Source organism: Streptomyces sp. NBC_01471, from assembly GCF_041438865.1.
Lineage (GTDB): Bacteria > Actinomycetota > Actinomycetes > Streptomycetales > Streptomycetaceae > Streptomyces.
Window position 1 is genome coordinate 7244698 of the sequence record NZ_CP109450.1, and the last position, 24787, is coordinate 7269484.

The 24787-nt window shown below is 64.5% G+C and carries 26 protein-coding genes; 22 read left to right on the forward strand and 4 right to left on the reverse strand.

Annotated features, from left to right (window positions below):
• The first annotated feature begins 197 nt into the window (after nt 1-197).
• The 5 genes from OG285_RS32700 to OG285_RS32720 are packed head-to-tail and all read left to right on the forward strand — an operon-like array spanning nt 198 to nt 1978.
• Complete coding sequence (locus tag OG285_RS32700; protein ID WP_371793089.1) at nt 198-755, forward strand: hypothetical protein; 558 nt, start codon at nt 198-200, stop codon at nt 753-755.
• On the forward strand, nt 752-1339 hold the full coding sequence (locus OG285_RS32705; RefSeq protein ID WP_371793090.1) for a hypothetical protein: 588 nt from the start codon (nt 752-754) through the stop codon (nt 1337-1339). The genes OG285_RS32700 and OG285_RS32705 overlap by 4 nt, the downstream gene beginning before the upstream one ends.
• Nucleotides 1336-1500, forward strand: coding sequence for a hypothetical protein (locus OG285_RS32710; RefSeq protein WP_371793091.1), 165 nt, complete (start codon nt 1336-1338; stop codon nt 1498-1500). The genes OG285_RS32705 and OG285_RS32710 overlap by 4 nt, the downstream gene beginning before the upstream one ends.
• On the forward strand, nt 1497-1625 hold the full coding sequence (locus OG285_RS32715) for a hypothetical protein (RefSeq protein ID WP_371793092.1): 129 nt from the start codon (nt 1497-1499) through the stop codon (nt 1623-1625). The genes OG285_RS32710 and OG285_RS32715 overlap by 4 nt, the downstream gene beginning before the upstream one ends.
• Nucleotides 1622-1978 carry a hypothetical protein gene (locus OG285_RS32720; RefSeq protein ID WP_371793093.1) on the forward strand — a complete coding sequence of 119 codons (357 nt, stop codon included), beginning with the start codon at nt 1622-1624 and terminating at the stop codon, nt 1976-1978. Before OG285_RS32715 ends, OG285_RS32720 begins: the two co-directional genes overlap by 4 nt.
• Nucleotides 1979-2051: 73 nt before the next feature.
• On the opposite strand, the gene OG285_RS32725 is transcribed toward OG285_RS32720, so the two are convergent.
• Genes OG285_RS32725 through OG285_RS32735 form a run of 3 tightly spaced genes read right to left on the reverse strand, consistent with a single transcriptional unit; the run spans nt 2052 to nt 5121 of the window.
• A complete protein-coding gene (locus OG285_RS32725; protein ID WP_371793094.1) occupies nt 2052-3482 on the reverse strand; it encodes a helix-turn-helix domain-containing protein in 1431 nt (476 codons plus the stop codon).
• On the reverse strand, nt 3479-4276 hold the full coding sequence (locus OG285_RS32730) for an SAM-dependent methyltransferase (protein ID WP_371793095.1): 798 nt from the start codon (nt 4274-4276) through the stop codon (nt 3479-3481). Before OG285_RS32730 ends, OG285_RS32725 begins: the two co-directional genes overlap by 4 nt.
• On the reverse strand, nt 4273-5121 hold the full coding sequence (locus OG285_RS32735) for a helix-turn-helix transcriptional regulator (protein WP_371793663.1): 849 nt from the start codon (nt 5119-5121) through the stop codon (nt 4273-4275). Before OG285_RS32735 ends, OG285_RS32730 begins: the two co-directional genes overlap by 4 nt.
• Before the next feature lie 692 nt (nt 5122-5813).
• Here OG285_RS32735 and OG285_RS32740 point away from each other — a divergent pair.
• From OG285_RS32740 to OG285_RS32775, 8 genes are all read left to right on the forward strand, one after another.
• Nucleotides 5814-6332, forward strand: coding sequence for a hypothetical protein (locus OG285_RS32740; RefSeq protein ID WP_371793096.1), 519 nt, complete (start codon nt 5814-5816; stop codon nt 6330-6332).
• Between the two features lie 879 nt (nt 6333-7211).
• Entirely contained in the window at nt 7212-7868 is a 657-nt protein-coding gene (locus OG285_RS32745; protein ID WP_371793097.1) for a hypothetical protein, read from the forward strand.
• A gap of 104 nt (nt 7869-7972) precedes the next feature.
• Nucleotides 7973-8542: a hypothetical protein gene (locus tag OG285_RS32750; protein WP_371793098.1), complete on the forward strand. Its 570-nt coding sequence runs from the start codon at nt 7973-7975 to the stop codon at nt 8540-8542.
• A gap of 778 nt (nt 8543-9320) precedes the next feature.
• On the forward strand, nt 9321-9668 hold the full coding sequence (locus OG285_RS32755) for a hypothetical protein (protein WP_371793099.1): 348 nt from the start codon (nt 9321-9323) through the stop codon (nt 9666-9668).
• A gap of 335 nt (nt 9669-10003) precedes the next feature.
• A complete protein-coding gene (locus OG285_RS32760) occupies nt 10004-10174 on the forward strand; it encodes a hypothetical protein (RefSeq protein WP_371793100.1) in 171 nt (56 codons plus the stop codon).
• Nucleotides 10171-10662 carry a hypothetical protein gene (locus tag OG285_RS32765; RefSeq protein WP_371793101.1) on the forward strand — a complete coding sequence of 164 codons (492 nt, stop codon included), beginning with the start codon at nt 10171-10173 and terminating at the stop codon, nt 10660-10662. The genes OG285_RS32760 and OG285_RS32765 overlap by 4 nt, the downstream gene beginning before the upstream one ends.
• A 31-nt stretch (nt 10663-10693) precedes the next feature.
• On the forward strand, nt 10694-11326 hold the full coding sequence (locus OG285_RS32770; protein ID WP_371793102.1) for a hypothetical protein: 633 nt from the start codon (nt 10694-10696) through the stop codon (nt 11324-11326).
• 96 nt (nt 11327-11422) lie between these two features.
• A complete protein-coding gene (locus OG285_RS32775) occupies nt 11423-11740 on the forward strand; it encodes a hypothetical protein (RefSeq protein WP_371793103.1) in 318 nt (105 codons plus the stop codon).
• Nucleotides 11741-11856: 116 nt separating this feature from the next.
• Here OG285_RS32775 and OG285_RS32780 read toward each other — a convergent pair whose 3' ends face one another.
• Nucleotides 11857-12327 (reverse strand): LysM peptidoglycan-binding domain-containing protein, encoded by a 471-nt coding sequence (locus tag OG285_RS32780; protein ID WP_371793104.1) that lies wholly within the window; start codon nt 12325-12327, stop codon nt 11857-11859.
• A gap of 283 nt (nt 12328-12610) precedes the next feature.
• On the opposite strand from OG285_RS32780, the gene OG285_RS32785 reads away from it, so the two are divergent.
• The 9 genes from OG285_RS32785 (at nt 12611) to OG285_RS32825 (ending at nt 24745) form a co-directional block, all read left to right on the forward strand.
• A complete protein-coding gene (locus OG285_RS32785) occupies nt 12611-13534 on the forward strand; it encodes a hypothetical protein (RefSeq protein WP_371793105.1) in 924 nt (307 codons plus the stop codon).
• 100 nt (nt 13535-13634) lie between these two features.
• Entirely contained in the window at nt 13635-14681 is a 1047-nt protein-coding gene (locus tag OG285_RS32790; RefSeq protein WP_371793106.1) for a hypothetical protein, read from the forward strand.
• A 338-nt stretch (nt 14682-15019) separates the two neighbouring features.
• The gene (locus OG285_RS32795; RefSeq protein WP_371793107.1) at nt 15020-16261 is read left to right on the forward strand and encodes an AAA family ATPase; all 1242 of its coding nucleotides are present in this window, start codon (nt 15020-15022) and stop codon (nt 16259-16261) included.
• Nucleotides 16262-16365: 104 nt separating this feature from the next.
• Nucleotides 16366-18051 carry a hypothetical protein gene (locus OG285_RS32800; protein WP_371793108.1) on the forward strand — a complete coding sequence of 562 codons (1686 nt, stop codon included), beginning with the start codon at nt 16366-16368 and terminating at the stop codon, nt 18049-18051.
• Nucleotides 18052-18227: 176 nt separating this feature from the next.
• Nucleotides 18228-20135 carry an AAA family ATPase gene (locus tag OG285_RS32805; protein WP_371793109.1) on the forward strand — a complete coding sequence of 636 codons (1908 nt, stop codon included), beginning with the start codon at nt 18228-18230 and terminating at the stop codon, nt 20133-20135.
• Between the two features lie 110 nt (nt 20136-20245).
• A complete protein-coding gene (locus tag OG285_RS32810) occupies nt 20246-20533 on the forward strand; it encodes a hypothetical protein (protein WP_371793110.1) in 288 nt (95 codons plus the stop codon).
• 274 nt (nt 20534-20807) lie between these two features.
• The gene (locus OG285_RS32815) at nt 20808-21251 is read left to right on the forward strand and encodes a hypothetical protein (RefSeq protein WP_371793111.1); all 444 of its coding nucleotides are present in this window, start codon (nt 20808-20810) and stop codon (nt 21249-21251) included.
• A gap of 130 nt (nt 21252-21381) precedes the next feature.
• Complete coding sequence (locus OG285_RS32820) at nt 21382-21633, forward strand: hypothetical protein (RefSeq protein WP_371793112.1); 252 nt, start codon at nt 21382-21384, stop codon at nt 21631-21633.
• Between the two features lie 313 nt (nt 21634-21946).
• Nucleotides 21947-24745, forward strand: coding sequence for a UvrD-helicase domain-containing protein (locus tag OG285_RS32825; protein WP_371793113.1), 2799 nt, complete (start codon nt 21947-21949; stop codon nt 24743-24745).
• The last annotated feature ends 42 nt before the right edge of the window (nt 24746-24787 follow it).

Genomic DNA, 24787 nt, shown 5'->3' on the forward strand with positions numbered 1-24787 from the left:
GGCTCCTGCGGCACCCAGAACCGGCGTTGGCCCACTGGGTGCGCGAGCCGTCCTCTGAAGGCCTACGAGGAGTTCGTCGACACCACCGATGCTCTTGAATCAAGGTCCTCGCTCAGCGGAAAGAGACGATTTTCTCCCTGTTTCCCGGCAGATGGCCCTCCGAGCTCCACCCCTACTGCAAGAGAAGGAGGCACCTCGTGTCTTCATCATCGCAAGACCGCGAGCCCGGGATCGCCCCGGCCCGTGAAGCTCTGTACCGCGCCTTGACTGGCGCCTGCTACTCGGATGAAGCGGCTTCCAAGCTGATCGACGAGTGCGAGATGGAGGTCCTCGACGACGAGGACGCCAAGCGTGGGCTCACCTCTCGCTTCAACCGTGGAGCCCAGTCATGCGCGGCCCGGCCGTCGGAGGACGGCCCGCTGTGGTCGTTGCTGGACTGGTCGCTCTGGGGCGCCGGGATGGCCGACACGTTCCGCGAGCCATTGGCGGACATCATGCTTGCCGCTGTTCCGGCCGAGACGGTCGCCCAAGCCGAAGCTGCGATGGCGGAGTTCATCGAGCGTCGCAGGATCGAGAAGACCGGCGTCACCGTGTGGCAAGAGCAGCGCGACGAACTGAAGCAGCTGCGAGCCCAGGTCGCCGAGCTTAAGTCGAGGCTCTGCACCTGCAAGCCGGTCCGCGAGAACGACGACGTCACCATCCCTGTGGTGTACCACCACGTTGCCGACTGCTTGCTGAACGGGGGTGCGCGATGAACTGTGGAGAGCCGAAGCCCGGCGGCATCTACGAGACGTGCGACAAGGATCTCCGTCACTCCGACGACCACGCGTACCTCAACCAGCGCTGGCCGCGTCCCGTCCCGGCAGAACCGAACTGGAACGTCAACGAGTTACTGCAAGCGGCCACCCCCCGTAACGCATGGGGCATCGAAGATCGCAGCTTCCCGATCATTGTCGTCGAGACGACCACGAAGGTGATCTGGGTCGACGCCGAGGACGAGGATCAGGCTCTCGCCCACTACGGCGACGACTGGTCGGACATCCCTCTGCAGGACGCAGACGTCATCGGAGGCGATCTTGAGCTGAGGCGGCCGGAGCAGTGGGAGCGCCAGGATGCCCTCGCTTCCCGGGGCTACGGCAGAACGATCGGCCCACAGATCGCCTGCCCCGGCTGCGGCAAACTCGCCTTCCGCCGGGCGTGGTTCCACAACCCGATGCGGAAGTGCCACGGCCCGATCAAGTGGCTCGAGAACACCACTACCAAGCCCCAGTGGCGATATCAGCGCAAGTTCGACGCGACGCCCGTGTACGACGCGGCCTGTCAGGTGGTGGCGTCATGACCACTCCCACGGACTCGATCGAGAGCCTTGACGTGCCGGAGCCCTGCCTCCGGAACCAGGTTGGCAACGACTCGGGCCCGCACTTCTTCAAGCACAGCGCGTTCCTTGTGGACGGCAGACACTGCGTCTACTGCGGCACCAAGCCAGCGGTGTCGTCATGACCGCCATCGGTATCCCGGCGCGCAGCAAACAGGACTGGGACGTACCGGCCGCCGTGGTCGAGGCGCAGACGGCGGGGCGCTGGGTGCTCAGCCAGCCCAAGCGCACCCGTGGAGGGGTGCCATGAACAACCCGCAGCTCGCGGTCGTGTACGAGAAGGCGGCCGATGTAGTTCAGACGAACGGTCACTGCAAGAACTGGTTCTACGACTTGCACTCCGAGGGCAAACAGCCCCGCAGCAGCCTCCGCGTGTGCGCTCTCGGTGCCCTGTCCATCGCGGTGACGGAGGATCCTCAGCCGCCGGAGGAACTGGACGGGCTGCTCGCGGAGGCTGTCGCCGACCTGTCGCTGCGCATCGCTTCGGTGACGGTGGACGAGAACCCGGTTGAGCGGATCGCGAACTGGAGCGACTCGGTTGTCCGCACACCCGCTGAGATCGTGGACGCCCTGTTGCTGGCCGCGAAGGCGGCCGCGGCATGAAGATCCAGATGTCCCGCGCCGAGAAGGTCGAGCAGGCCCTCGTCGCTGTCCCCTGGGGCTTTCAGAAAGGCCGTCAATTCCGGTAGGTTCTGCCGCCCCGGCGGGGAAGGAAATCAGGTGCGTCCTCAGACGTTGCGATCGTCTCTGCAGCCAAGTGGAGCTCCGCTCGCACGGCCGCAGACTGCAAGTCCAGGTGCAGGGCGTCGCCAATCTTGGAAAGCCACTCGGTAAGTGTGCTTCTGCTCAGCCTCAGTTCGGAGGCGGCGGGGGCTGTACGGCCGCGGTGCTGGAGCCAGCTCCGAAGAGCGATGCGGAGCGGAGCGTCCAGGGGTTCGAGAACATCTGCTGCCCACTGGTAGGCGTTGTCGGGACTTAGGAGTTCGGTCGGTAGCGGTGGGTGGGTGATTAGACATGCGGGTGATCGGGCCTTGATGGGAGCCGTAGGCGTTCGTACCGCGAGAAGCAGTTGCGCCTGAACAGTGGCGTTGTCCAATTCGACGGCCAGTGCGCTGCTGATCCCGCGCAGCCGGGTGCGTACCGTTCCCTCGGACACATCGAGCGCTGACGCGGCTGCTTGCGCTGATCCAGACCGCAGGTACGCCTCCAGAGTTCGGTGCTGGTCGCGACCCAACGGTTGGAGAATGGCTGCCGACCAGGCGCTCAGCCGGTGCACGGGGACGAGCTGGAGGAGCCCCTTGGCTCCCATTCCCGTTGCGGAGATGATCTGGCCCGCACTCACGTTGAGTCGTGCGGTCCCTGCTTCGGACCATGCCGTGGCGATTATGTCCAGGGGGACCGGGTCTGATACGCCGCCGGCCAGATGATGCCGCTCGGCTATCGCGCTGAGGCGGGGGAGGACCTTGCGGATGTCGGGGCTGCCGCTGTGAAGGAGGACGATCACCAGATTGGCGCCTTCTATACAGATCAGCGCGCGGGGGGTGTTCTGTGGCGTACTGGCCTGGGCTGTTCGCCACAGGGCTTGATGAGCTGCCTGAATGGCGGTGCCGGTGAAGCGGCACACGGTGGCGTGCGTGACGCCGACGGTTCCCAGGACCTTGAGGGCCAGCACCACCTGGCCGTTGAGGAGGAGGTGCAGTGCGGCGCTGTGCAGCCGCTGCTCGGCGCGCAGAGTCTCTTCAGCTCGATGGACGCGGGCCTGTATGCGCAGGAGATCAACACAGGTCTCCGCGATGAGGGCGACGCGGGCTGTGGCAACTGCGGGACCGGGGCTGACGACGAGCACCGCGTCAGTGGTCCTGCGGATAGTGAGGTGGGGAAGGGGCCGGGGGTGCGCGGCGGCGCGCACCCCCTCGGGTCCAGCGGTGCGAGGGGTGCTGCAGATGACGTCGCCCATGAGGTCCACCAGCACAACCCAGCCGTCGGCCAGGGCCGCGGCCTCGGTGATCAGTTGAGCATCGGAGTGGGCCGCCGCGCGGGTGAGCCGTCGCATTACCTGATACCGGCTCTCCTCGGGCGAGGCGGGCTCCGCACTGCTCGTGGTCACGGGATCAGCGCCACCCCTCCCCATCCGGCGCGGTCGGTGAGGGTGCCTGTGTTGGCATCCGGACGCCAGCGCGGCCAACTGGTGAATCCGGGCTCCACCAGTTCGGTGCCCTCGAAGAGCTCGATTGCTACGGACGGCTCACGCAGCAGGTACGGGATGGCGCCCGAGCTGTTGTACTCGTCCTGCACGACCTGGTGGGCGGCGTCGGCGGCCGTGGAGTGGCTCAGGGCAAGGTAGCTGCCCGAGGGAAGCCGGTCGACCAGCCGCTTGACCAGCCCGCGGGCCTCCTCCCAGCCGACGATGTGGCCGAGCACGTCGCTGATGACCAGGCCGATCGGCTGCGTCATGTCCAGAGTCTCAGATGCCCCGCTCAGTACTTTTTCGGTATCGCGCATGTCTGCCTCGACATAGGCGGTAGCGCCTTCGGGGGTGCTGGTGAGCAGTGCATGGACGTGCAGCAGCACGATCGGGTCGTGGTCGACGTAGACGATCTTACTGGTGGGGTCGATCCGCTGCACGACTTCGTGGGTGTTGTTGGAAGTGGGCAGCCCCGCTCCGAGGTCTATGAACTGCCGGAGTCCGGCGTCCCTGGCCAAGAAGGTGGTGGTGCGGCGCAGGAAATCCCGAGACTCCCCGGCGAAGGGGGCGATGAGGGGGTACTTGCTGCTGTAGGCGTCGCCGGCGGCCTGGTCGGCAGGGTAATGGTCCTTTCCGCCCAGCCAGTAGTTCCAGACTCTGGCGGAGTGGGGAACGGACGTGTCGATCTGAGGAGACAGTCGGGTTGGCTCTGTCATGGGGTAAGTGCTTCTTTCGATTTGTCTGGATGAGGTGCGATAACACACGCGTGATCAAGCAGCATGTGATAGGCCGTCACCGTATGGAGGCTGTTGGAGACATCGGCGGTTCCAGGCAGGGTCCCCTCTCTTACCGCATGGTCTGGAATCTCGGGAACGTCGACGCGGTACAGAGTCACGGTCGGCATTCCGGTCATGACGTGGAGCGGTCCGTTGAGCGGGTGGATCTGCAAGGCCACATCCGAGCGCTCCGCGGCGGCGCGGAGCGCGAGTCGCTGGTCGTTCATCACCTCTGCGTCACCCACCGTGGTATTCAGGGCGGCGGCGGACATGAGGGCCCAAAGGCGCGTCTTGCGGTCCCGTAGCCTTCTTTGCCGTTCCATCAACAGATCAGTTCGTTGATCTCTGGCCTCGGGGGAGAGGTCCGGCCGGCGAACGTCGTCGACGGCGCGGGCATAGGCCGGGGTGCGTAGCAGGGCCGGAACCAGCGCTGGTTCCCAGACGCGGATGATGCTCGTCGCGGACTCCACGCTCATCAAGTCGAGCTGCCAGGAGTCCATGACTGAGCGCCAGGGATGCCACCAACCGGGCAGATTGGCCCTCGCGAGTTGCCCGAGAACCTCCTCAATTTCCGCGAACCCTGCTCCGTATGCCTTCAGCAGAGTATGGACTTGCCCCTCGTCCAGAGAGGTCTCAGCCAGTTCGATACGGCGGACAGTTGCCGTGTGAGCGCCGAGTGCATCGGCGGCCTCCCCTCTGGTCATCCCCGCGGCCTCACGCAAGGTTTTAAGCCGAGTGGCGAGAACTAGGTGCGCGACGGTCCGACCAGACCTTTCGCGAGCCACGAACTCTCCCTCCGACACTTTCTGCATCCTGCGGACATTGCATACCTTGTACCTTGCATTCTTCGTGCGCAACCCCTGAGTATGGTCAACCTGCCGCAGCTACCGCGTAGTAGGGCGTCCCGCGATCTTGTCTATGACCGTCGCCGGATCCCGCTGCTTCGCATACGCCGCGTTGAACGGGTCTTTGGCTGCACCGAGCTTGGCCGACGAGTTCGGGAATTCAGGGCGGGGGGAGAGCAGATGAACAGGATTGACCAATGAGCCGGCCCGTGGGCCTCTTGGAACGATGAAAGCTGCCATCGCGGCGTTCGTTGAAGCGATGCTGTGGGCCTTCTGGCAACTGGCAGGGGCTTTCGAACGGGTGCGGCACGATGCGGCTGGGTCAAGGTGAGCGGGCTGGTCTCCCTGACGGGGGATGCAATCAAGGCCGAACAGATGGCTGCTGCCGAGACATCGGGTGCACTCGTCTTCCTTGCCCTGGGGCCCCGGCCGCTGACAGGCGCCACGGTGGACAGGCTCGACCGGCTCCTGCGTCGGCTGGCCAAGCGCAGGGCGGCCGGTGTGATTCTGTCTGCCCATTCTTCTTCGCGTGGATATTCCGCCGCGACCCGAGCCAGGCTCGCTGCATCAGGCATCCAATACGCCCCTGGCAGCACACACCTCCCGGATCTTGCATATCAAGGAGTCGACCGATGACCGACCCTCATACCGACGGGTCCACTTCTGATGAATTCAAGGGTTTCAACGAAGCCAGACGCCTCATGTGGTGTCATGAGGCTCGCGCCCGCGTGCACGAGCAGTTAGAGCTGACGGCCTTCATTGCTGACGCCGACGTCGCAGCAGTCCATGTCGACAACACCACCAGGGCGGACCGTGTGTTCCTCGTGGCGTTCAACCAGACCGGCCAGCAGGTCGGTATCGACACCCTTTACATCGACGAGCCCAGCCAGCGCCTCGACATCGCGCCGGAGTTCGACCACGACTTCACCAACATGGACGTTGTGCCCACATCTCAACTTGAACAGGCAATCGCCCGCGAAAACGGCTGGGTTGTCAACCTGAAGGCGCTACGCGAGTACGATCCCTTGGCTGATCGTCGGGCAGCGCAGCGCGCAGTGTTCCTCGCGCATCTACAGGACATGATAAAGAACGGCGATGTCCGCGGGTTCCTGTTTGGCCGGGGTGAGTCCGACGACACCGATACGGCGTGAGAACCACGACCTCGTGCCTCAGGAAACTCCGCCAGCTGCACGCCTGGCGTCGCGTTCCGATGGCTGACGGAGTGGCCACCTCAGCTTCGCGCCCTAGGGTGTTGGCCTCGGGGCTGGGCCGGCGTAGCCGACCCGGGGACGGAGAAGAAGCCGAAACGGGGCGGGTGTTCGCGCATTCAGCTCATTCCTCGCTTGTACGTCTACGTCTCATCAGGGGCATCGGTGATGCTCCTGATGAGACGTTTTACTGCCACTGGCTGTACGTGAGGGCGACGTCGACGACCGATGTGCCGAGCAAGACACCGACGCGTCTCGCCGGTTCACCGGTCGGGCCACGCATCGGCCGTCAACCAGACATCAAGAAGGCTCGATTACCTAACGTTCCATTCCGGCAGCGCCCGCACGACTACCAGCACCCGCTCATGCCGCACTCGTGCGACGGGTGCTGGTGTAAGGGAGAGAACGACCGGATCGACTACGGATGGGGCCACCACACGAGCGTGCCGCAGGCCTCCGACCGGGACTCGTTGGCGGATGCCGGGGGCACGCCCGGCTAGTTTCCCAGGTAGCAGCCGGCGAACGGTAGCGCCGGCGTCTTCTCGTTCCGACGGGCGAACATTGAGGTGGACGCGGTGCATCACAGCTGATGATCGCCTGCTCGACATCATGTCGATCCCTGGGTTCCTCGCATCCGGCCACGACCGAGAGCTCGCGCAACCCGAGGGGACCCCGGCGCTCACGACCCGGGTCTCAAACCTCTCACCGGTCTTCGAGAGCCTGCCGAGGAGATCACCCAGATCGTCAGCAGACAAGCCGACCACATCCTGGAGCACGGCTGAGCCATCACTCGAACCATCACCACCGAAGACGGAGGCATCCATGGGAACGCAGGTCCCGAAGAAGCACACCGACTCCTGCCACGCCCAGGGAACTCCGGAATGGCAGGCGTGGGACGCCGAGCGCCGCGCCGAAGCTGCTGACGATGGTTTTTTCCTCGCAGCTTCGATCGGAGCCGAGCCCTCGATGTACTTCCCCGAACGGGACGGCAAAGCCGTCCCGGAGGACGGGGCTTGGATCATCGTGGTCGAGGAACCTTTCACCGAACTGCGCTCCCGCTTCCGGGTGCCGCCCCTGAGTATGTGGCGAGCCCGCCCACACGAGCTGAACGCCGAGGCCATCGTTTCGAGGGGCGTGAAGATCCACCCCAAGCAGGCGATCATCGCCACGCCCGGGGGAGACCTGCACCTGTGGCCGCACGAGTATGTCGTCGTAGACCGCCCCATGACGCTCGTATCTGATCCCGACGCGATGCTCCATGCCCTGGACAGACAGCCGGTCCTCGACAAGGACGCGCTGTTCTACCTGATGAGCCGTGGTATTCCGCGCGACGAGGCCGTGATGCTCCTGTTCGGCACGGTCACGTCCCTCGACTTCGTCTACGTGACGTTCCCGGAGTGGATCACTGATGCCCTCGCTGGTGCAGGGCAGAGCCTGCGCCGGTACATGGCGCTGAACCCCAGGAAGCCCACGCCCTGAGCATCGGGCTACCTCGTCACCGAGGGGATCTGGGCCGAGTAGTTCGACCACGACGACACCGAAGACCCCGACGAAGAAGACGCGGATGACGAGGAGATCTGACTGTGCGCGAGATTATGACCTGCCAGGACACTGGTACCACGATCGACTTCCGCAGTCAGGGCCCCTGTGAAGTCCGGCACCCGTGGCCGGCCGAGACCGCGGTCTGCGCAGTCAGCGGTGTCGTCCTCATCCGCAATGCCAAAGAGGGCGAACGCACGTCGTACACCATGCTTTTCATGGAGGTGTACCCGCCGGAAGCCGCCTTCATCCGCGGCGAAGGCGCGACTCCTGAGGCATGCGAAGACACCGCATGGGCCAAATACCAGCGCGCCCTGAACTGCTCCGACGGCAGTGGGTCCCACAACTGGGAAGCTCGTGGCTACCGCAATGGCGCTGGCTTCTGCTCTCGCTGCGGAACCTTCGGCTCGCAGATCATCACCAGCGAGCAGCTCGACCAGTTCTGCCGGGTCTGCGGCACGGGCACCACGTACCACCGGGACACCGACAACGCAGCCGGCACCACGACGTTCCTCTGCGAGGAGCGCTACAAGACGCACAAGCCGACCTGTCATTTCTCCCACGACCGCCCCCTGGCGCAGCTGCTGGCCGCACTCATAGACGAAGAGGACTGATCCCAGCGCCACGGCGCAGAAACGAGGACCGGCCATCTCCGACTCCACAGACCGCAGGTCTTGCGTCCACGCCGCCGTCGCGAACCACGAGCACCGGGCCATCCTCTACCAGGACTTTGAGGCGGTGCCCGTCGGATCCACTAGCTGCTTCTCGCCAAGCGGGATGGATGCCGCTCGCACTGCTACCGGCTGAGCCCCATAGGGCCGACGCTATTCCCTGGGACGACGAGGTCTTCACCCTGCACTGCGGGCCGGTCAACGACGAGAGGCTCGTCGAGCTACTCGTCGCGGGCTCGTCACCGGGTGTGGCTCTTCGGGGGAGGGCAGCCTCCCGCACGGGCTATGCTCCGACCCCGACGACATGGACCATGGGACCGTAACCTCGTGCGGTGGGAGATCGGCAGCAATGAGGAGGCCTCGCCGGCCCAAGTCGCCCTGGGTGCTTGGCGGAGGAACTTCCGACGGGGCACCGCGCAGCTTTCTGCCGACGGCGGCTGCGTCTTCACCGTCATCGGCCGGTCCACCGGCCGGGACCTTAGGATCGACTAGAGCGACGAACACTTCCGCTGATCCAGCACGGCTGGCGACGCGCTACGAGCTCTGTACGGGTCCCGACGCCGGTGCGACGCAGCGGGCGGCGCAGCCGCCCCGGACGACGTATGGGATGCCGAGAAGCCCTGGGGGACCCGTGTTCCCTAGAGCTTTTGTATTCCTGCGCCCGCTACGAGTACTACGAAGCGCTGGCTGTGCCAACACATGAAAGAGGGATGACAGCGCAATGCAGGACTTCACCGCAGGCAGGCCCCGCAAGAGTTCCAAGCCGAACCCGGCAAATCAGAGCGTCACGTTCACGGGCCTGAACGTCGATGACGACGACCCGAATGTGGCAGCCCTCAAGAAATCCATCGCTGGGAACCTCGCCCCGACGGGCGCCAACAGCAACAGCATCACCTTCGTCGAGCCGGCTGACATCACCGATGCCCGCAACCGGATCCGAGGGCGAGAGCACGCTTACATGCACGTGAGCGACGGCACATTCCATGGTTGCCTGTGCGGCTACACCGTGCAGCGCGCCGTGCCACCCGGGGCACCTGAGTGTCCCGTCTGCGTGCTTCTCGACGCCTGAACGGCGCAGGGCCGGCCCTGCCGCTCGTGCCACCACGTTCGTGTCCAGGTCAGCGAGTCACCGGCCTGGTCCTGTGGTCCTAGCCCATGGCGGATTCCCTGAAGCTCCGCGTGGCTGTCTGATTTCCGCCGTGCTCATGGCCTGGATCGGGCAACGGCATCGGGCAGAGACAGACATTCGCGGGCGCTGTCTACACGGAGTCCGATGAGACCCCGATAGGGCCCCAGAACAACGGCACTGCTCCAGCTCGCTTGAAGATCACCTCGACTGGTCCAGCGACGCACTCTGGTGACGTTGTCGCATGAACGCAACTACATCCGAGGGAGATCGTTGCCATGCCGAACCACATTACGACCGAGATCACCGGTCCTGCAAAGCTTGTCGACACCCTGACCCGCACGCACACCGAGGCCGAGCGGGAGGCCGCACGGCTTGGCGTCCCCTTGACCCGGGTGGACGTCGTCGCAATCGCGCCAGCCGACGAGACCGAGGGAGACCGAGCATGACCACGCCCAACCCAGGCTTCCCGGTGGATTCCAACCTGCGCCCCATGTACCGGTGCGTCCAGGAATTAGCGAGACTGGAGCCCGAACTGCCCGCCATGATGTTGACGCGCGAGTTCGTGACCCGCACGGTCGAGTCGGCCCTGCTGCGCATCCCGCTGCCGCCCGCCGTGCTGAGCTACGACCTTGCCGCGCATCGGTACGTCGTCCGGTCCGGTGGGGGCACGCTGGCCGCCCTGCACGAATTCATGCGCCCGGATTCCGAAGCTCGGCTTGTTGGTGTTGAGTTCGTCCTGCCTGACGGATGGGCGGGAGCCACGTTCACGGAATTGCCCGGTCGGGCGAAGACCCGCATCCAGGAAACTCCCCTGCGCCTGTTCGAGGTTGCCCCCACTCTCCCGGACGCCCTGGTGGTCAACCTTACGCGGCGCATGAACGGCTGCCCGGGAGGTGATACCGCACGACGTAGTCGGCTAGACGTACCAGGCTGAGAAGCTGTGCCCGAGCTGCACGCTGAAGGTGATGCGGGCGAACGGCATCAAGGTGCAGAGCGGCAAGCCGCACGAGGACGCGATCCGCCGCACGGCGCAGAACCTCAATGTCGACTTCGACGATGAGTGCTCCTATGACTCCGACAGCTTCCCGAAGACGGTCACCGAGCAGCAGTGCGAGACCGAGCTGACCGAGCGGCCAAACGGGGAGAGCGGCAGCATCTCCGACGAGCGGTGCACCGGCGACAGGTGCGGGAAGTGGCTCGTCCTCGGCCTGAAATCGCCGACCGAGGCTGGGCTGACCCGATGGGTGAGGGGCAAGCACGAGCTGCCACCGGCCCTCGCCCGCGAGGTCGCCGGGATGCTGCGTGAGTGGAGTCTGTCGCATCCGGAGTTCATCACGGAGGACAACGTTCACGAGGCCGCCGCGATATTCGCCCACGAGTACGCCACCGTGCACGCGGTGGGGACTCCGCGAGACATCGTGCTGCTGCACACACCTGAGTACGACAGCGACACCTGCTTCTACTGCGAACAGCCCTGGGAGAAGCATCAGTTCATCTGCACGGTGTGCAGGGAGACGGTGCCGGCGGCTGGTGCCCACTCCCACCAGGACCAAGTCAAGGGACAACTCAAGTTCCGGAAAGAGAAGGAGCAGAAGTGACCGAGATTTCGATGTCGGGTATCGCGTAGTCCGCTGCCGACCAGCCCGACAGTGCCGCGCCGCAGTTCACCGGAACCGGGAATGAGGAGATGCAGCATGGCTGATATCACAGCAGACACGATCGGCCTTGAAACCGGTCATTACCGGCTGCCCTGCGGCTGCCGGATCTACGTGTTCGGCCGCGCCGAGGTCATCCACCTGAGCGGTAACACGGTCGGGCAGTGCGACGAGTTGCGCGGCCTGTGGACTGAGTACTCGAAGGCGTACTGGGACGGGCACGGGCACAGCTGTACGTCCCTGAACCTCTATCTCGCCTGCCTGCGGCATGTGGGTGCAGGGGAGAGCACGTTGCACGCCATCACGGCCCTCCGCGACAGCTTCCAGAGGCCAGCCGATCACAACCGAGAGTCATGAGGTGCGAAGTAGTGGCCTCTCACGCCGCATCAGTGTCGTCGGACTCACCCCGGCCAAACAGGGATCCGCAGGCAACACCGTTCCTCTTCATGTCCCGTACTCCTTCTTGTGGCGGCTCACCGCACTGGCGGGATGAGCAGTGAAGCACCGGCGTAGATGAGATCCGGATTTTGGATCTTGTTTTTCTCGACCAGGATGCCGATCGGCACCCCCGTCGCCCCCGAGATCGCGGTGAGAGTGTCGCAGGGCTTGATGATGTATGACTTCGCCTTCGGCGCAGGCTTCACCGCCGGCGCACCCGACCCGTTGGCCTTGTTTTCGTTGCCGCGCCCCGGCGTCGACTCTTGGCTCGCTCCGCTCTCGTCCTGCTTTCCCCTTCCGTCTCCGCCCGGATGCTGTTCGCTGCCGTCCTCGACATTCTTCTCGCCTGGATTCACCGGTATCTCGACCGGGGCGTGATGGCCCTGCAGCGCCTGGATCACGCCGCCGTCGGAGGAGGCGAGCTGCGTCAGGCCCCATCCGGCGAAGAGTGCTGCGCAGCCCACCATGACGCTGGCGGCGACGACAGGTCCGTTGCCGAAGCCCATCGGGCCGGCATGGCTCCCGGCATCTGCTCTCGTCTGTGCCGATGACTTCAATACCGTCTCTACTGACCTCTGGGTCGTAGCCGACATACCTGTCTCAACCCCTCTATCAATAGTGCCGCGAATGGCGCGCACAATCATTCATGTTCGGCAATGGCATTCTACTCATAGTCGAACCCAATTTGATAGAATAGGTGGAAGAAAGGCAGTGTGAATCTTGTCCGGAAGCCCCTGTATAGAACCCTGAATCATCGATCGCCAAACCGAACGAAGGAACTGCATCACCATGGCCAACTACTCCATCTCCGCCAGCCACATCACCGAGGGTAAGAACGTCTTCATCCGCGGGAAGCTCGGCTTCGCCGTGCTCGCCCGTCTCATCGAGGGCACGGAGCTCGCAGCCAGCGACCAGCGCAAGACGCAGAACGGCATGAGCCCCGTCGGCAAGCCGCACACCACCGCCACGATCATTCACGCCGAGGTCGAGTTCACCGATCCGAACAATCCCACCCTCGAAGAGCAGTTCGTCGCCGAGCGCCGCTACCCCTCCCCGAAGCGACCTGAAACCGGACTCAACTACTCCATCGATTCCAAGGGCAGTACCCTGCCCGGCATCGCGATCCCTTCTCCGAAGGGCGACGGCACCTTCGACCAGGACACGTCCGGCCGGGAGCTTGCGCAGGGCCTCGACGTTACTCTCGTGCTGCGTACCTACAAGCCCAAGAGTTTCAGCAACCGCGGCCTGGCCCTGGAGCAGGTGATCGTGCACGAGAGCCCGATTTACTACAACGCCGGCGGCGTCGATCAGGCCGAGCTGGCTGCGCGTGGCATCGTGCTCAACGGCACGCCGCGCTCAGTTCAGGCCGCTTCTGCCAGTGCTGTCTCTGTCGCTGCCGTCCCGGTGGCAACCGAGGTCGAAGGCGACTTGGCCTTCCCGACCCCGCAGCCGGCATCTGCACCTGTGGCCGTAGCCGTGCAGGCTCCGGTTCAGGTTCCGGCCGCTGTCGCTCAGCCGACCGCCGTCGCTGCTGTCCCTGTTCCGGCCGTGGCTCCCGCTTCGACCCCTGCTCAGCAGGAGACCCTGGAGCAGAAGCTCGCGCGTCTGGAGGCCGAGAACGTCTCCCTCAAGGACGCGGGTTCGGCCGTGGGCTCGCCTGTGACCAACGGCTCCGGTCAGGCCGAGCAGGCGGGGATCACCTACCAGGGGTGATACGTGCTGACCATCGATGAGACCCCCGTATCGCACGCGTGCAGTACGGGGGTCCTGTCTTTCTCTTCCTGTCCCTCCGATCGAAAGCACGTGTCCCACGATGACTCCGGCCGACCCCCACGCCTGGTTCCCGCAGTTCTACGGCAACCTCGCGATCCGCACTCTCGCCGGTGCCTGTCGGTGGACCATCTCCGGACAGATCCGGGAGGAGGCCCCTGACAATCCCACCAAGCCGCCGAGGCGTAAAGCCCCGATCGACGTGCGGCACCTGCTCTCCGGTTGCACGTCCAGCTGCAAGCACGCCGGCCCGCTGCGAGGGGCCTTCGCCCTGGACGAGACCTGCCTGCTCACCCTCGACGAGCTCACCGCGGCGATACCGAATGCTGCGAACACCGCCTTCTACCTTCAGGCCCACACGGACGGGCTAGTCGTCCTTGACATTGAGCCTGACTGCCCGCCAGGAGTGGCCACCGACCTGCTGCGACTGCCGGGCATCCTCTACTCGGAGCTATCGATGTCCGGCCGGGGCTTTCATCTCATCCTGCCGATGCCGACCAACTTCCACGACTTCCCGGTGGCCGCCGGCAAGCGCGTCCTGCGCGAGGAGCACGGCTGGTACGAGCTGCTCCTGGACCACTGGACCACCTTTACCCGCCAGCCGGTGCCCGGTCGCGACATCGCTCAGGAAGACGCTGTGCCCACTGCGCCGGCCTTCGCCTCCATCGAGGATCTCTATGCGGAGCTGGCTGTGAATGCCCGCGAGAGCTCGGGCGCTTCGGCATCAGCTGTCGACACCGCCGAGGACATGCCTGACATCCCGTACTCACAGGCAATCGTCGAGCAAACACTGTCTAATGCACGCCATCAGCTTCGGGATCCCAGCGACTTCAACCACGACATGTCCCGGTGGGAGTTCTCGGTTCTCGCCTCGCTCTACGGCTGGATGCGGACGCAACTGCGCGCCTACAGCGCCCTTGGAGTCGAGTACTCGGCAGGCGACACCGCGTGGCTGCTCTACAAGACGGCGCTCGATGTCATCCCGGCGCGCCCCAAGCACAGCGAGCGGCGTAACGGCCGGCCCTTCCTCCTTGACCGCGCGGCTGCGCTCGTGGCCGACCGCGAAGCATGCGCCGCGTCGGCCAACTGACGATCTACGACTGTTCCTGCTGCTGCTTCTGATCCTTGTTCACCTGCTGCCTCCGGTAGTGAGTGGGGTGGGTGACGGGTGCTGCGACAGGGCCGAGCTCAGGTGGGGGACAGTGCTGGATCGCGCGGAGCGCGATCGGGTGGCGATGCGCAGCGGGGCTCCGTCGCCACCGATGACGGGGGTGCAGGTCTCCGCCCGGCTCCGACCCCGCGGCCCATGGCCTGCGCCGGGGCGTTCACGTCCTGTTCAGCCTCGACGACGCCAAAAGCAGCGCAGCGCCGTCCTCCGACATCTCTTCTCCTTCTCTCTTCCTCGCCCACGCGCAGAAAGACATCGACATGAAGTTCACCGACACCCTGACGACCCTCATCAAGCAGGCCCTCGAGGTCGGCGCGACGCCCGCTCTCATGGGGGAGCCCGGCATCGGCAAGTCCAGCTTCGTCGCGGCCCTGGCGTACTCCATGGGCACTCAGGCCTTCACACTGCCGTGCAATCAGCTCGCCGACAAGGCTGACCTGACCGGTGCCCGCCTGGTGCCGTACACCAAGGACGACGGCACCGAGAGCTACAAGCAGGTGTTTTATCCCCACCAGGTGATCCAGGAGTGCATCGACTACGCCGAGGCAAACCCGCGCGAGTGGCCGATCCTCTTCCTCGACGAGGTCAACCGGACCACCTCCGACGTCACCTCCGGCGCGCTGACCCTGGTCACACTGCGCCGCATGGGCCACGTCGCGTTGCCCAAGAACGTCCGTATCGTCGTGGCCGGCAACGACAAGGGCAACGTCACCTCGCTCGACGAGGCCAGCCTGTCCCGCTTCGCGATCTTCCACGTCGAGCCCGATGCCGCCACCCTCATGTCGGTCCTCGGCGACAACCTGAACCCCTGGGTGAAGACGGTGCTCACGCAGTACCCCGCGCTGATCTTCCAGAAGTCGACGCCCGGGGCCATCGTCGTCGACGGCCAGGACGACGACGACAACGGCAACGTCACGATGGCTGATCTGTTCGACGGCGGCGAGGAGATGAATCAGCTCACCACGCCGCGCACTATCGACAACCTGTCGAACTGGCTCAACGTGGCTGACCAGCAGCAGCTGGCGCAGTACCTGGCCACCCCGGTCCAGGTCGGCGACCGCGAAGTCTCGCTGCTGAACGAGGCCATCGAAGCTTTCGTCGGGGACACCACGTTCACCACGCAGCTCGTGGCCACCATCGCCCAGGACCTGGCGAACAACGTCGGCGGCATACAGCAGACCCGGGTGAACGTCCCTAAGCCGAATTGCTACCCGAGCCTGAAGGCCGCAGCGACCGTGACCGACATGACCGCCATCATCGCGACGCTGACCGACAACGAGAGGTCCGGGTCGCTGCTGTACGCGCTCAAGGAGAGCAAGGACAACGCGCGCCTCATCGAGCAGCTGGCCTTGGCGACCACTCAGATCGAACCGGGGCACACCCGCACGCTCATCGAGATGGTGACCAGCCAGCAGTTCGACCGTCAGAACCTGGAGGCGTTCATGGGGACTGACGCACCGATCGTCAACCAGGCCAAGCCGATCATCTCGGCGTTCCTCTGATCGATCACCGGTGGTGGGGGCTGCTCTGCGGTGCAGTCCCTGCTGCAACTCCCCACCACCGGCGGCTTTTTGAGCTGCCTTGTCCCGGAAGGAGACCACGACCCATGACGATCAACGTCACGAATCAGAAACCGGCCGTGCTCGACGCACTGCACACCATCGGGTGCACAGGCGACTATGACCCTTTGCCGGCGATCCAGCAGACCCTCGTCGACCCGCTGCTGCAGCCGCTGAACCCCAGTGTCCCGGCGAGCATCACCGATGCCCAGGGCGCTGATCTGACGCCGGACGTCCCGGACCTGGTCCTCAGCTGCATCGGCGACACGCCGAACGTGACCGGCGAGCAGACCGTCAAGGAGTTGCTCGGACAGACCCTGATCAACTTCGACCAGGGCACACCGTTGCCAGTCACCGAACTCTTCGCCGTCCAGGCCGGGCAGCAGAACAAAATGCCTGCGCCCTCCCCACGGGTGCTTTACACGGCGCAGGCCGACATCCTCCCGGCCGCGAAGACTCTGTTGGCAGGGACCGGCGACGAGAGTGCCTTCTTCGCCTCGATCGCCTACACCTTCCATCCTGACACTCTCGGGTTCTGGTTCCAGTCCTCCGCGGCCTTCGACGACTTCAAGGTCCTGTTGGCCCAGCAGACCCAGGTGATGGCCTCGACCCTGCCTGGAAGCACCGTCAAACTCCTCGGCGACTTCGCGGGCCTCTCTCTGCAGGGTCTGACGGAATCCCTGCTGCTGCGCCAGGACGACGATGACAACAATGACGAATTGTCCTTCGCGCGTCTGATCGTCCATGTGCTCATGCAGTACGTCGAGCAGCAGAGGACTCAATTGAAGGCTGGCGGAACGCAGGTCAGCGCCGGCATCCTGCCGTTCACGATCGGAGAGCTGTTCTGCCCGCGTTCCCTGGTCCTGGTCAACGTCGAGGCACATGCCCGGGCCAGCGCCGCGAAGATCACGCAGGAGTGGAACCTCATCAACCAGTCGCTGGCTTCGCCGGTGCAGATCGTCTCTAACGCCTCGCTGTCCAAACTCACGTCTTTGCCGCGGGCCGCCGCCCGGGCCGCCGCCATGGGAGCCAGGCAGCAGCCGGGTCAGCCTGGCAGCCGCAGCGCCCAGGTGACGTTCCGCAAGCAACCGCCGAGCAAGCTCGACCTGTTCAGGGACATCACCCGCGTGCTGCGCCGTATGGGCAAGGTCGGCAAGTCGCAGAACATATTCCGCGCGACGAAGGCGACCTTCCTCAAGGCCAACCGCCGGAACCCGGACGACTTCAACAAGCCCGGCCGGATCACCTCGGTGCAGTACATGCCCGACCTGCACGTCTACGTCGACACCTCCGGCTCGATCTCCGAGGAGAACTACCAGGAGGCAGCCATGATGCTCATCCGGATCGCCAAGAAGCTCAACATCAACCTGTACTTCAACTCGTTCAGCCACATCCTCTCTCAGGAGACGCTGCTACGGGTCGAGAACAAGTCGACGCGGCAGATCTGGAAGGAGTTCCGCCGCGTACCCAAGGTCACCGGAGGCACGAACTACCAGCAGATTTGGGACTACATCAACGCTTCCCCGAAGCGCAAGCACCAGCTCTCGCTGATGATCACGGACTTCGACTGGCTGCCGCCAACCACGCGTCAGGACCACCCGCAGAACCTGTACTACGCCCCGTGCTCTGCCATGGACTGGTCGTTCATGGTCAGCAGGGCCAAGCGCTACGCCGACTCGATGAAGCACATTGACCCGAGCGTCCGGCAGAAGCTCCTCGGCATGGTCGTCTGACCCTGCCGCCCCCAAGAGCCGCCGAGAGCGGTGCCGCGCGACCAACACCCCGTGCCCGGCGCCGCTCTCGGCGACCCCTGACTCTCTCTCATCCATCCAATCCCTGCTCGGGACACCGTGGCGCACCGCCCAGCGCGCCACTACGCCGAGCTACCCGCACCGCGAAGGAGGACCCGATGGGTCTCAGCAACTTCATGCCCCCCGGTTCTGACGACGGCACGGGCAACGGCGGTGGCGGCGGCCTCCCTCCGCGCTCTCCGTCGATGGGAATGCCGTCTAGCGGTGGCCCCCCCGATGACGTCACGGACCTTCTTGTCGACTACAACGAAAAGTTCAAGAACGCCGATCCCACCATGTTCCGCGACACGCTCATCGAGCAGGTCCTTTCGGTCGTGATCAGCAAGACGAAGCCCAACGCTCTGCTGGTCGGCTCCGCCGGCGTCGGCAAGACAAAGATCGTCGAGGACATCGCGCGCCGCATCGCCCTGGGCGACACTCTGATTCCCGACCAGCTCAAGAACCACACAATCTACGAGCTGCCCATCGCCAACATCATTGCCGGGACCGGCGTCGTCGGCTCGCTGGAGGAGAAGGTCAAGGCGATCGTCGAGTTCGCCTCGGACCCCAAGAACAAGGTCATCCTGTTCATGGACGAGATGCACCAGATCACCGGCGGTTCCAGCAGTCACAGCGACGCGACCGGCCGCAAGATCTCGCAGATCCTCAAGCCTGCCTTGGCCCGGGGCGACATGTCTGTCATCGGTGCGACCACCAGCACCGAATCTCGGGCCTTCGACGAGGATCCGGCCTTCGCCCGCCGCTTCTCCCGGCTCATCGTCGACGAGCTGAGCGTGGAGCAGACGCTGGCTGTATTGACCACGGTCCGCCCTGGCCTGATGGCGCACTACCTGCACCGGATCGGAGTTTCCGACGACGTCCTGGGCTCGGTTGTTCAGATCGCCGAAGCGATCTCGCGAGCAGGCCAGCACCGCCCGGACCACGCCATCACCCTGCTTGACCGGGCGATGGCTGATCGGGTGTTGGAGCAGAAGAAGCTCATCGTCCAAGCCGAGAACGCCGGTGATACGGCACTCGCGCAGACCCTGCGGTTCATCCCACAGGTGCCGCTGACGAGCACCCGTGTGCTCGATGTCGCCAAACGCCTCATGACGGGAAACGCCCAGCGCAAGGACCTCGACATTGCTGCACTGGGCGCGACGCTCACCAGCCGGCTCCAGGGGCAGGACGAGGTATTCGCCACGCTCATGGACCGCCTGACCCGCGAAGAGCTCAATCTGTTCCCGACGAAGACACCCACGACCTGGCTGTTCGCCGGAGCTTCGGGCGTGGGTAAAACCGAGACGGTGAAGCTCATCGCCGAGGGTATGACCGGTATGGAGCCGATCATTCTGAACATGACCGAATTCCACTCCGCGTGGTCGACGTCGAAGATCTTGGGCGCACCTCCCGGCTTCGTCGGATCGGACTCCAACCAGGAGCTTCCGTTCGACACGCTGGAGTCCAACCCCCACCGGGTGATCTTGCTCGACGAGTTCGAGAAAGCCGACAAGGCCGTGCAGCGTCTGTTCCTCTCTGCGTTCGACGAGGGCTATATCCGCAACGCCCATGGCAAGATGCTGGATTTCTCTAAGGCACTGGTCATCTGCACGACCAACGCCGCGCAGGAAGCGCTCGACGGCAGAATGATCGGCTTCGGCAGCAACCCGAAGTCCATCTCAAACCAGAGCCTCACCAGGGCGCTACAGCAGGCCTTTGACGCCGAACTGCTGGGCAGGTTCTCACTGGTCGTGGGGTTCAACCCCATCGACCGGGAGACCTACCGGCAGATCATGGCCGCCGACTACGAGCGGCAGCGCGAGCGGATCGTCGAAGCCAAACCCCGGCTTGCCCAGACGCTGCCAGCTTCGATGCCCGACGACGAGCTGCGCGCCATCGAGGAGGCCACCTACGTGGAGTCCCAGGGTGCGCGCCCGGCGCGCAAGGCTGTCCGCATCTGGATCGAGGACCACCTGCTGGTCGCCCAGACCGGCAGCACAGCCGTAACATCTCCGTCGGACGACTGAGCAACGGCCTGCTCCCTTTTTGTGAGCCGGGCGAGTAGCTCCATCCCCCGAATGACTGCACTCCGCTATGCGCAGAAGCGCAAGCGACAGCGGCCTATTCCGCGCATTCGGTGACCACTACAGCGCTGATGGTCTTTTGGAGGACCACGCGAGCCGTACTGTGCTACTCGCCCAAAACCCGGGGGCTGTGGGTACGGGCAGGCCGGGAGCAGTGGAAGCTCACCTTGGACGTGCTGCCTGACCACTTCGCCGAGGCCGAGCGCCAGAAGGCCGGCCTGCGCGAGCTGCTCAGCGATGTAACGATCCTGCGCGAACGCCGCCAGGGCGTCGCGCACGTCCTGCCCCTGTCCCGGCTCCTGCAACGAGACGATGCCGCAGCTGCATTGTCCCTCTGTTAGGACAATCCGCAGTCCCAAGCTCCCAACCTCCCGGGGTTCGCGGTCGCCGCCCGTCCGACCGGCCGCTCGACCTGGCACGGATGACCGCGCCCGGCGCAATGGTGATCCGGCCAGAAGGACGCCCGCAGCTCCTGGCCGTGGAGCGGTCGTCGGCCCTTTGGCTGTGACCTCGCCAGAAGGCGGTCAAGAACCCTCTACACGGGACGTCTTCGGCCATGGGCGACCGGGCGTCGTCGGGCGAAATCAGCGAACACCAATCAGAAGGAGGAGACACATGGCCACCGACCAGCGCAGCGCGTTTGCCGCCGAGATCGGCCGCCTTGCCAAGAAGCACTGGGGCCTTGACAGGGTCGAGGCTGTCACGAAGAACGGATACACCGTCCTCCTCACCGGCATGCAGGGTGGGCACGTCGATGCCATCGTCATCACCGACCCGGACGGCCATCAGGTCCGCCGAGCCGACGGCTGGAAGGTCGGCAGGACCGTCGAGGTCGCCGAGTTCCTGTGGGATGACCTGGAGAAGGGTAGGGCCAGGGCAGCCGAGCGTGAGCGCCTGGCGGGCCTCAAGTCCGTGAGCATCACCTCGGCGGACGCTACCGGTCGGGCGTCCGGCAAGGAAGCCAGCAAATACCACCTGACTCCCGAGCAGCTCGCCCAACTGCGCTCGTTTGCCGAGCAGCTGGCCTCCGCGAATGCGGCCGTCACTGCGGCCGGGTGAAGACAGGCTGCCCCCGGGCCCGCCTTGCCCACGCCCCCTCCATCCGACTGTGTACCCCGGCCTGCTTGCCGGTTTCGCTGCGCCCTGGTCCGCAGCTTCGCGTCCTTATCCCCAGTAAGGGAGAACAGCCATGTCCACCATGCTCCCCGAACCTGTGCTCCAAGAGCAGCGAAAACGAGCCCAGGAACTCGCCGCCGCAGCCCGAGCGAACCTCGCCACCCATGTCCGGAGCACCGATGAACTCCGCGAACTTGGCCTCATGCTTGGCCTGATCGAGGTCGATCCCACCGGATCCCTCGTCACGGCCTGCCCCTGGGATCTCGATGACGGTAACGCTGCCGCCGATGGTTCCGACCGGCGCTCGGGATCTTCCGAGGAATAAACCGAGCTGCCGCTGAAGAACGACCGCGCGCCTGGGTAGCGCGCGGTGTCCGGGGTGTGGCGTCGTCACGTACCCCGGATTCAGGGGCCTAACGGCCCCTGACGGGTGGGTTGAGAGGAACACGGGCGGGGCTCGCCATCTGACGAGAGCCCCGCCCGTGTTCATACCTGCGCCCATGCCCCAGCCCTACCGCTGCGATATCCAGCCGAATTCGGACATTCGACTGGCGATCGGCACTTGTCAGAATTGCTATGTTGCGTCATTTGTATTTTCTCTCAATCCACCTATCGATCCACTGATGAAAGGTGTTGTCATGCCTGTCCTGCTTGACGACCTCGACCTCTCGGCCAATGCCGTTGCCCAGAAGACCGTCGACCCGAAGTTCTTCTCCTCAAAGCTCACCGGCAACGGCAAGAAGGTCGGCCTGCTCAATGAGTCCCTACTGCCGATCAACACTGCCACCAACACCGCGTACGCCATGGCCACCGACATCGAGGTCAAGCAGAGCTCGACGCAGCACGACATCACCACGACATTGATCCCGCTCGCACCGATCACGCGCCGCGCCCTGAACGCCGGCGGGTCCTTCACTCTGCCTGTCCCGCACGTCGATGACCGCTTTGCCGTCGACACCTCTTCCGGCCGGTTCGACGACTGGGACGTCGTCTTCGACATGACCCCGCAGGCCCTCGTGTTCTACGAGGACAAGTCCGGCGGCAAGTCCACGCGCGACCTCGTCATCCAATACCGGATGGAGCTGTACTTCTTCAAGCAGGGGCTGCCCGAACCGGAGTACGCGACCGCCGTCCCGCGCTCGGCCGGCTACGGCAACCACGCCGCCGCCGTCTTCCTGCAGTGGGACACCAGCCCGCTGGAGAACGCCCGTGACTACGTCCAGGACGTGCTCACATCCGCCGGCCTGACGGCCTCCAACCTCGGCGATGAGTTCGACGAGTGGATACGCCAGTACTCGATCTACGAGCGCATCACGCGCCTGGCCCAGATCTGGGACTCCGAGGCGATCGCCGACGAGGTCTGCCGCTACATCCAGGACATGCCCGCGGGCCCGACGGAGCAGCAGCTGAACATGCTCGCCGTCCAGCTGCGCTACCTGGAGAACTACAACGTCCCGCTGGAGGCCTACCGCCAGATCCATAAGCAACTGGGTACGACCTTCTCCGACCAGATCGCCACGAAGCTGTCAAAGCAGAACCTCAGCCTGCTGATGAACCACACGCTCGACCACCTGGAGCAGATGAAGGCTCAGCTGATCGTGCCTGCGCAGCCGGCCACGCCTCCGAATCTGTCGCCCCACCTGTCCAAGCAGCAGCTCAACGCGCTCACCACGCACGAGCCGCTGGTGATGACTCAAGCGGGAGCGGGCACCGGCAAGTCGACCGTGATCCTGGAGCGGATCAAGTACCTGGAAGCCTGCGGCGTTCCCGCCTCGGACGTCACGGTGCTGAGCTTCACCAACGCCGCGGCCGACAACATCACGTCGAAGAATCCGAACGTCGGCTCGATGACGATCGCCAAGATGATCATCGACATCTACTCAATGAACCACCCGACCCACAAGGTCTCGGTCATCGACACGATCATCAACTCGATCGACATCTTCTACCCGAACAGCCAGTTCGGGGCGACCTTCCGCCATCGCCTGTTGGAGGTCGACCAGAACAAGGCCGGCGCATTCACAGCCCTGAACACCTTCGTCGAGAGCCACTTCGACGAGGTGATCGCCCTGCTCGACCGAATCGAGCAGACGTCGCTGGAGCTGCAGATCATCCTCTGCTACCAGAAGATCGACGACATGACCGAGCCGGCTCACGTGCAGTCGAAGTACCTCATCATCGACGAGGTCCAGGACAACTCCGTCTTCGAGTTCATCTACGTGCTGAAGTACATCACCAAGCACGCTCAATCCCTGTTCATCGTCGGCGATGCCTCGCAGACGCTGTACGAGTTCCGCTCGGCGAACCCGAGGGCGCTCAACACGCTGGAAAGCTCGGGGGTCTTCGCGACCTTCAAGCTCACGACGAATTACCGGAGTAACCAGGAGATCCTGGACTTCGCGAACGTCGTACTCGGCGGACTGGAAACCAACCAGTTCGCCAACATCCAGCTGCAGGCGAACTCGCTCGCGATGCCCACGGCCGACTCGTTCCAGGAGAAGGTCACCCTGGAGTACCGCGAGGTGGCCAGGCTCACCGGGTTCGTCACCCAGGATCTACCGGCGATTGTGCGCAACACGGTCATCCCCGACTACGTGGACAAGTGCCTGGACCGAGGCGAGCAGGTGGCCTTCCTGGCCTACTCGCGCCGTGAGGTGGCTCTGCTCCAGGACGTGCTCGAAAAGCGCTATCCGGACCGCCACATCGCCTCGCTCGTCAGTGACCAGGTGTACGCCACGGACATCTTCTCGAAGTACATCAAGTTCTTCTGGAACGACGTCCTGCAGGCACCGCCGGCCAATGCCGCGTTCGTGGTCTCCCAGGGGATCAAGGACAACATGGACAAGCTGACAAAGAACGCAGCCAACGCCAACGTTGAGAAGGCGATCCTGCGCACGATCTCCGAGTGGTGGATCGAGAACAGCGCGACCATCAACGGCTGGGTGACGCTCTGCCACCAGGGCACGCTCACGCACGCGGCGTTCTTCGACCGGCTGCGCGACAACCTCCTCTCCTTCGAGATTCAGCGGAACCAGAAGAAGCTGAACATCAATAAGCAGAAGAACCAGGAACGCAAGAAGAAGAACCTGGAGTCCAAGGCTGATCTGGTCGTTTCGACGATCCACGGTGCCAAGGGCCTCGAATTCGACAACACCGTCGTCCTCTACAGGGAGGACACGAAAATGCCCCAAGACACCAAGCGGATGTTCTACGTCGCCTTCACCCGTGCGATGACAAGCCAGTACGTCCTCGCCTACGGCACCGTGAAGAAGCCTCCGATCCAGAGCAGCTACGAGCAGATCGTGACGGCTCTGACCGAGCGTGACAAGAGGAGTGCCGCTCGCGCCCTCGGCATCGATCCGGATCTCATGGGCGAAGACGACAGCGCTGCTCCCGGCAGCGCCGACGACCGCTCCGCGGTCACCGCGACCGTCTGACCAACCGCCGCCACCACCCCATGCCGCAGGGGCGAGTGTCCC

Bases quoted from the DNA above. Each gene is read 5' to 3' on its own strand.
- OG285_RS32705 (WP_371793090.1), top strand. From the start codon at position 752: ATGAACTGTGGAGAGCCGAAGCCCGGCGGCATCTACGAGACGTGCGAC.
- OG285_RS32710 (WP_371793091.1), top strand. From the start codon at position 1,336: ATGACCACTCCCACGGACTCGATCGAGAGCCTTGACGTGCCGGAGCCC.
- OG285_RS32715 (WP_371793092.1), top strand. From the start codon at position 1,497: ATGACCGCCATCGGTATCCCGGCGCGCAGCAAACAGGACTGGGACGTA.
- OG285_RS32720 (WP_371793093.1), top strand. From the start codon at position 1,622: ATGAACAACCCGCAGCTCGCGGTCGTGTACGAGAAGGCGGCCGATGTA.
- OG285_RS32730 (WP_371793095.1), bottom strand. From the start codon at position 4,276: ATGACAGAGCCAACCCGACTGTCTCCTCAGATCGACACGTCCGTTCCC.
- OG285_RS32740 (WP_371793096.1), top strand. From the start codon at position 5,814: ATGACCGACCCTCATACCGACGGGTCCACTTCTGATGAATTCAAGGGT.
- OG285_RS32745 (WP_371793097.1), top strand. From the start codon at position 7,212: ATGGGAACGCAGGTCCCGAAGAAGCACACCGACTCCTGCCACGCCCAG.
- OG285_RS32755 (WP_371793099.1), top strand. From the start codon at position 9,321: ATGCAGGACTTCACCGCAGGCAGGCCCCGCAAGAGTTCCAAGCCGAAC.
- OG285_RS32760 (WP_371793100.1), top strand. From the start codon at position 10,004: ATGCCGAACCACATTACGACCGAGATCACCGGTCCTGCAAAGCTTGTC.
- OG285_RS32765 (WP_371793101.1), top strand. From the start codon at position 10,171: ATGACCACGCCCAACCCAGGCTTCCCGGTGGATTCCAACCTGCGCCCC.
- OG285_RS32770 (WP_371793102.1), top strand. From the start codon at position 10,694: ATGCGGGCGAACGGCATCAAGGTGCAGAGCGGCAAGCCGCACGAGGAC.
- OG285_RS32775 (WP_371793103.1), top strand. From the start codon at position 11,423: ATGGCTGATATCACAGCAGACACGATCGGCCTTGAAACCGGTCATTAC.
- OG285_RS32780 (WP_371793104.1), bottom strand. From the start codon at position 12,327: ATGGGCTTCGGCAACGGACCTGTCGTCGCCGCCAGCGTCATGGTGGGC.
- OG285_RS32785 (WP_371793105.1), top strand. From the start codon at position 12,611: ATGGCCAACTACTCCATCTCCGCCAGCCACATCACCGAGGGTAAGAAC.
- OG285_RS32790 (WP_371793106.1), top strand. From the start codon at position 13,635: ATGACTCCGGCCGACCCCCACGCCTGGTTCCCGCAGTTCTACGGCAAC.
- OG285_RS32795 (WP_371793107.1), top strand. From the start codon at position 15,020: ATGAAGTTCACCGACACCCTGACGACCCTCATCAAGCAGGCCCTCGAG.
- OG285_RS32800 (WP_371793108.1), top strand. From the start codon at position 16,366: ATGACGATCAACGTCACGAATCAGAAACCGGCCGTGCTCGACGCACTG.
- OG285_RS32805 (WP_371793109.1), top strand. From the start codon at position 18,228: ATGGGTCTCAGCAACTTCATGCCCCCCGGTTCTGACGACGGCACGGGC.
- OG285_RS32815 (WP_371793111.1), top strand. From the start codon at position 20,808: ATGGCCACCGACCAGCGCAGCGCGTTTGCCGCCGAGATCGGCCGCCTT.
- OG285_RS32820 (WP_371793112.1), top strand. From the start codon at position 21,382: ATGTCCACCATGCTCCCCGAACCTGTGCTCCAAGAGCAGCGAAAACGA.
- OG285_RS32825 (WP_371793113.1), top strand. From the start codon at position 21,947: ATGCCTGTCCTGCTTGACGACCTCGACCTCTCGGCCAATGCCGTTGCC.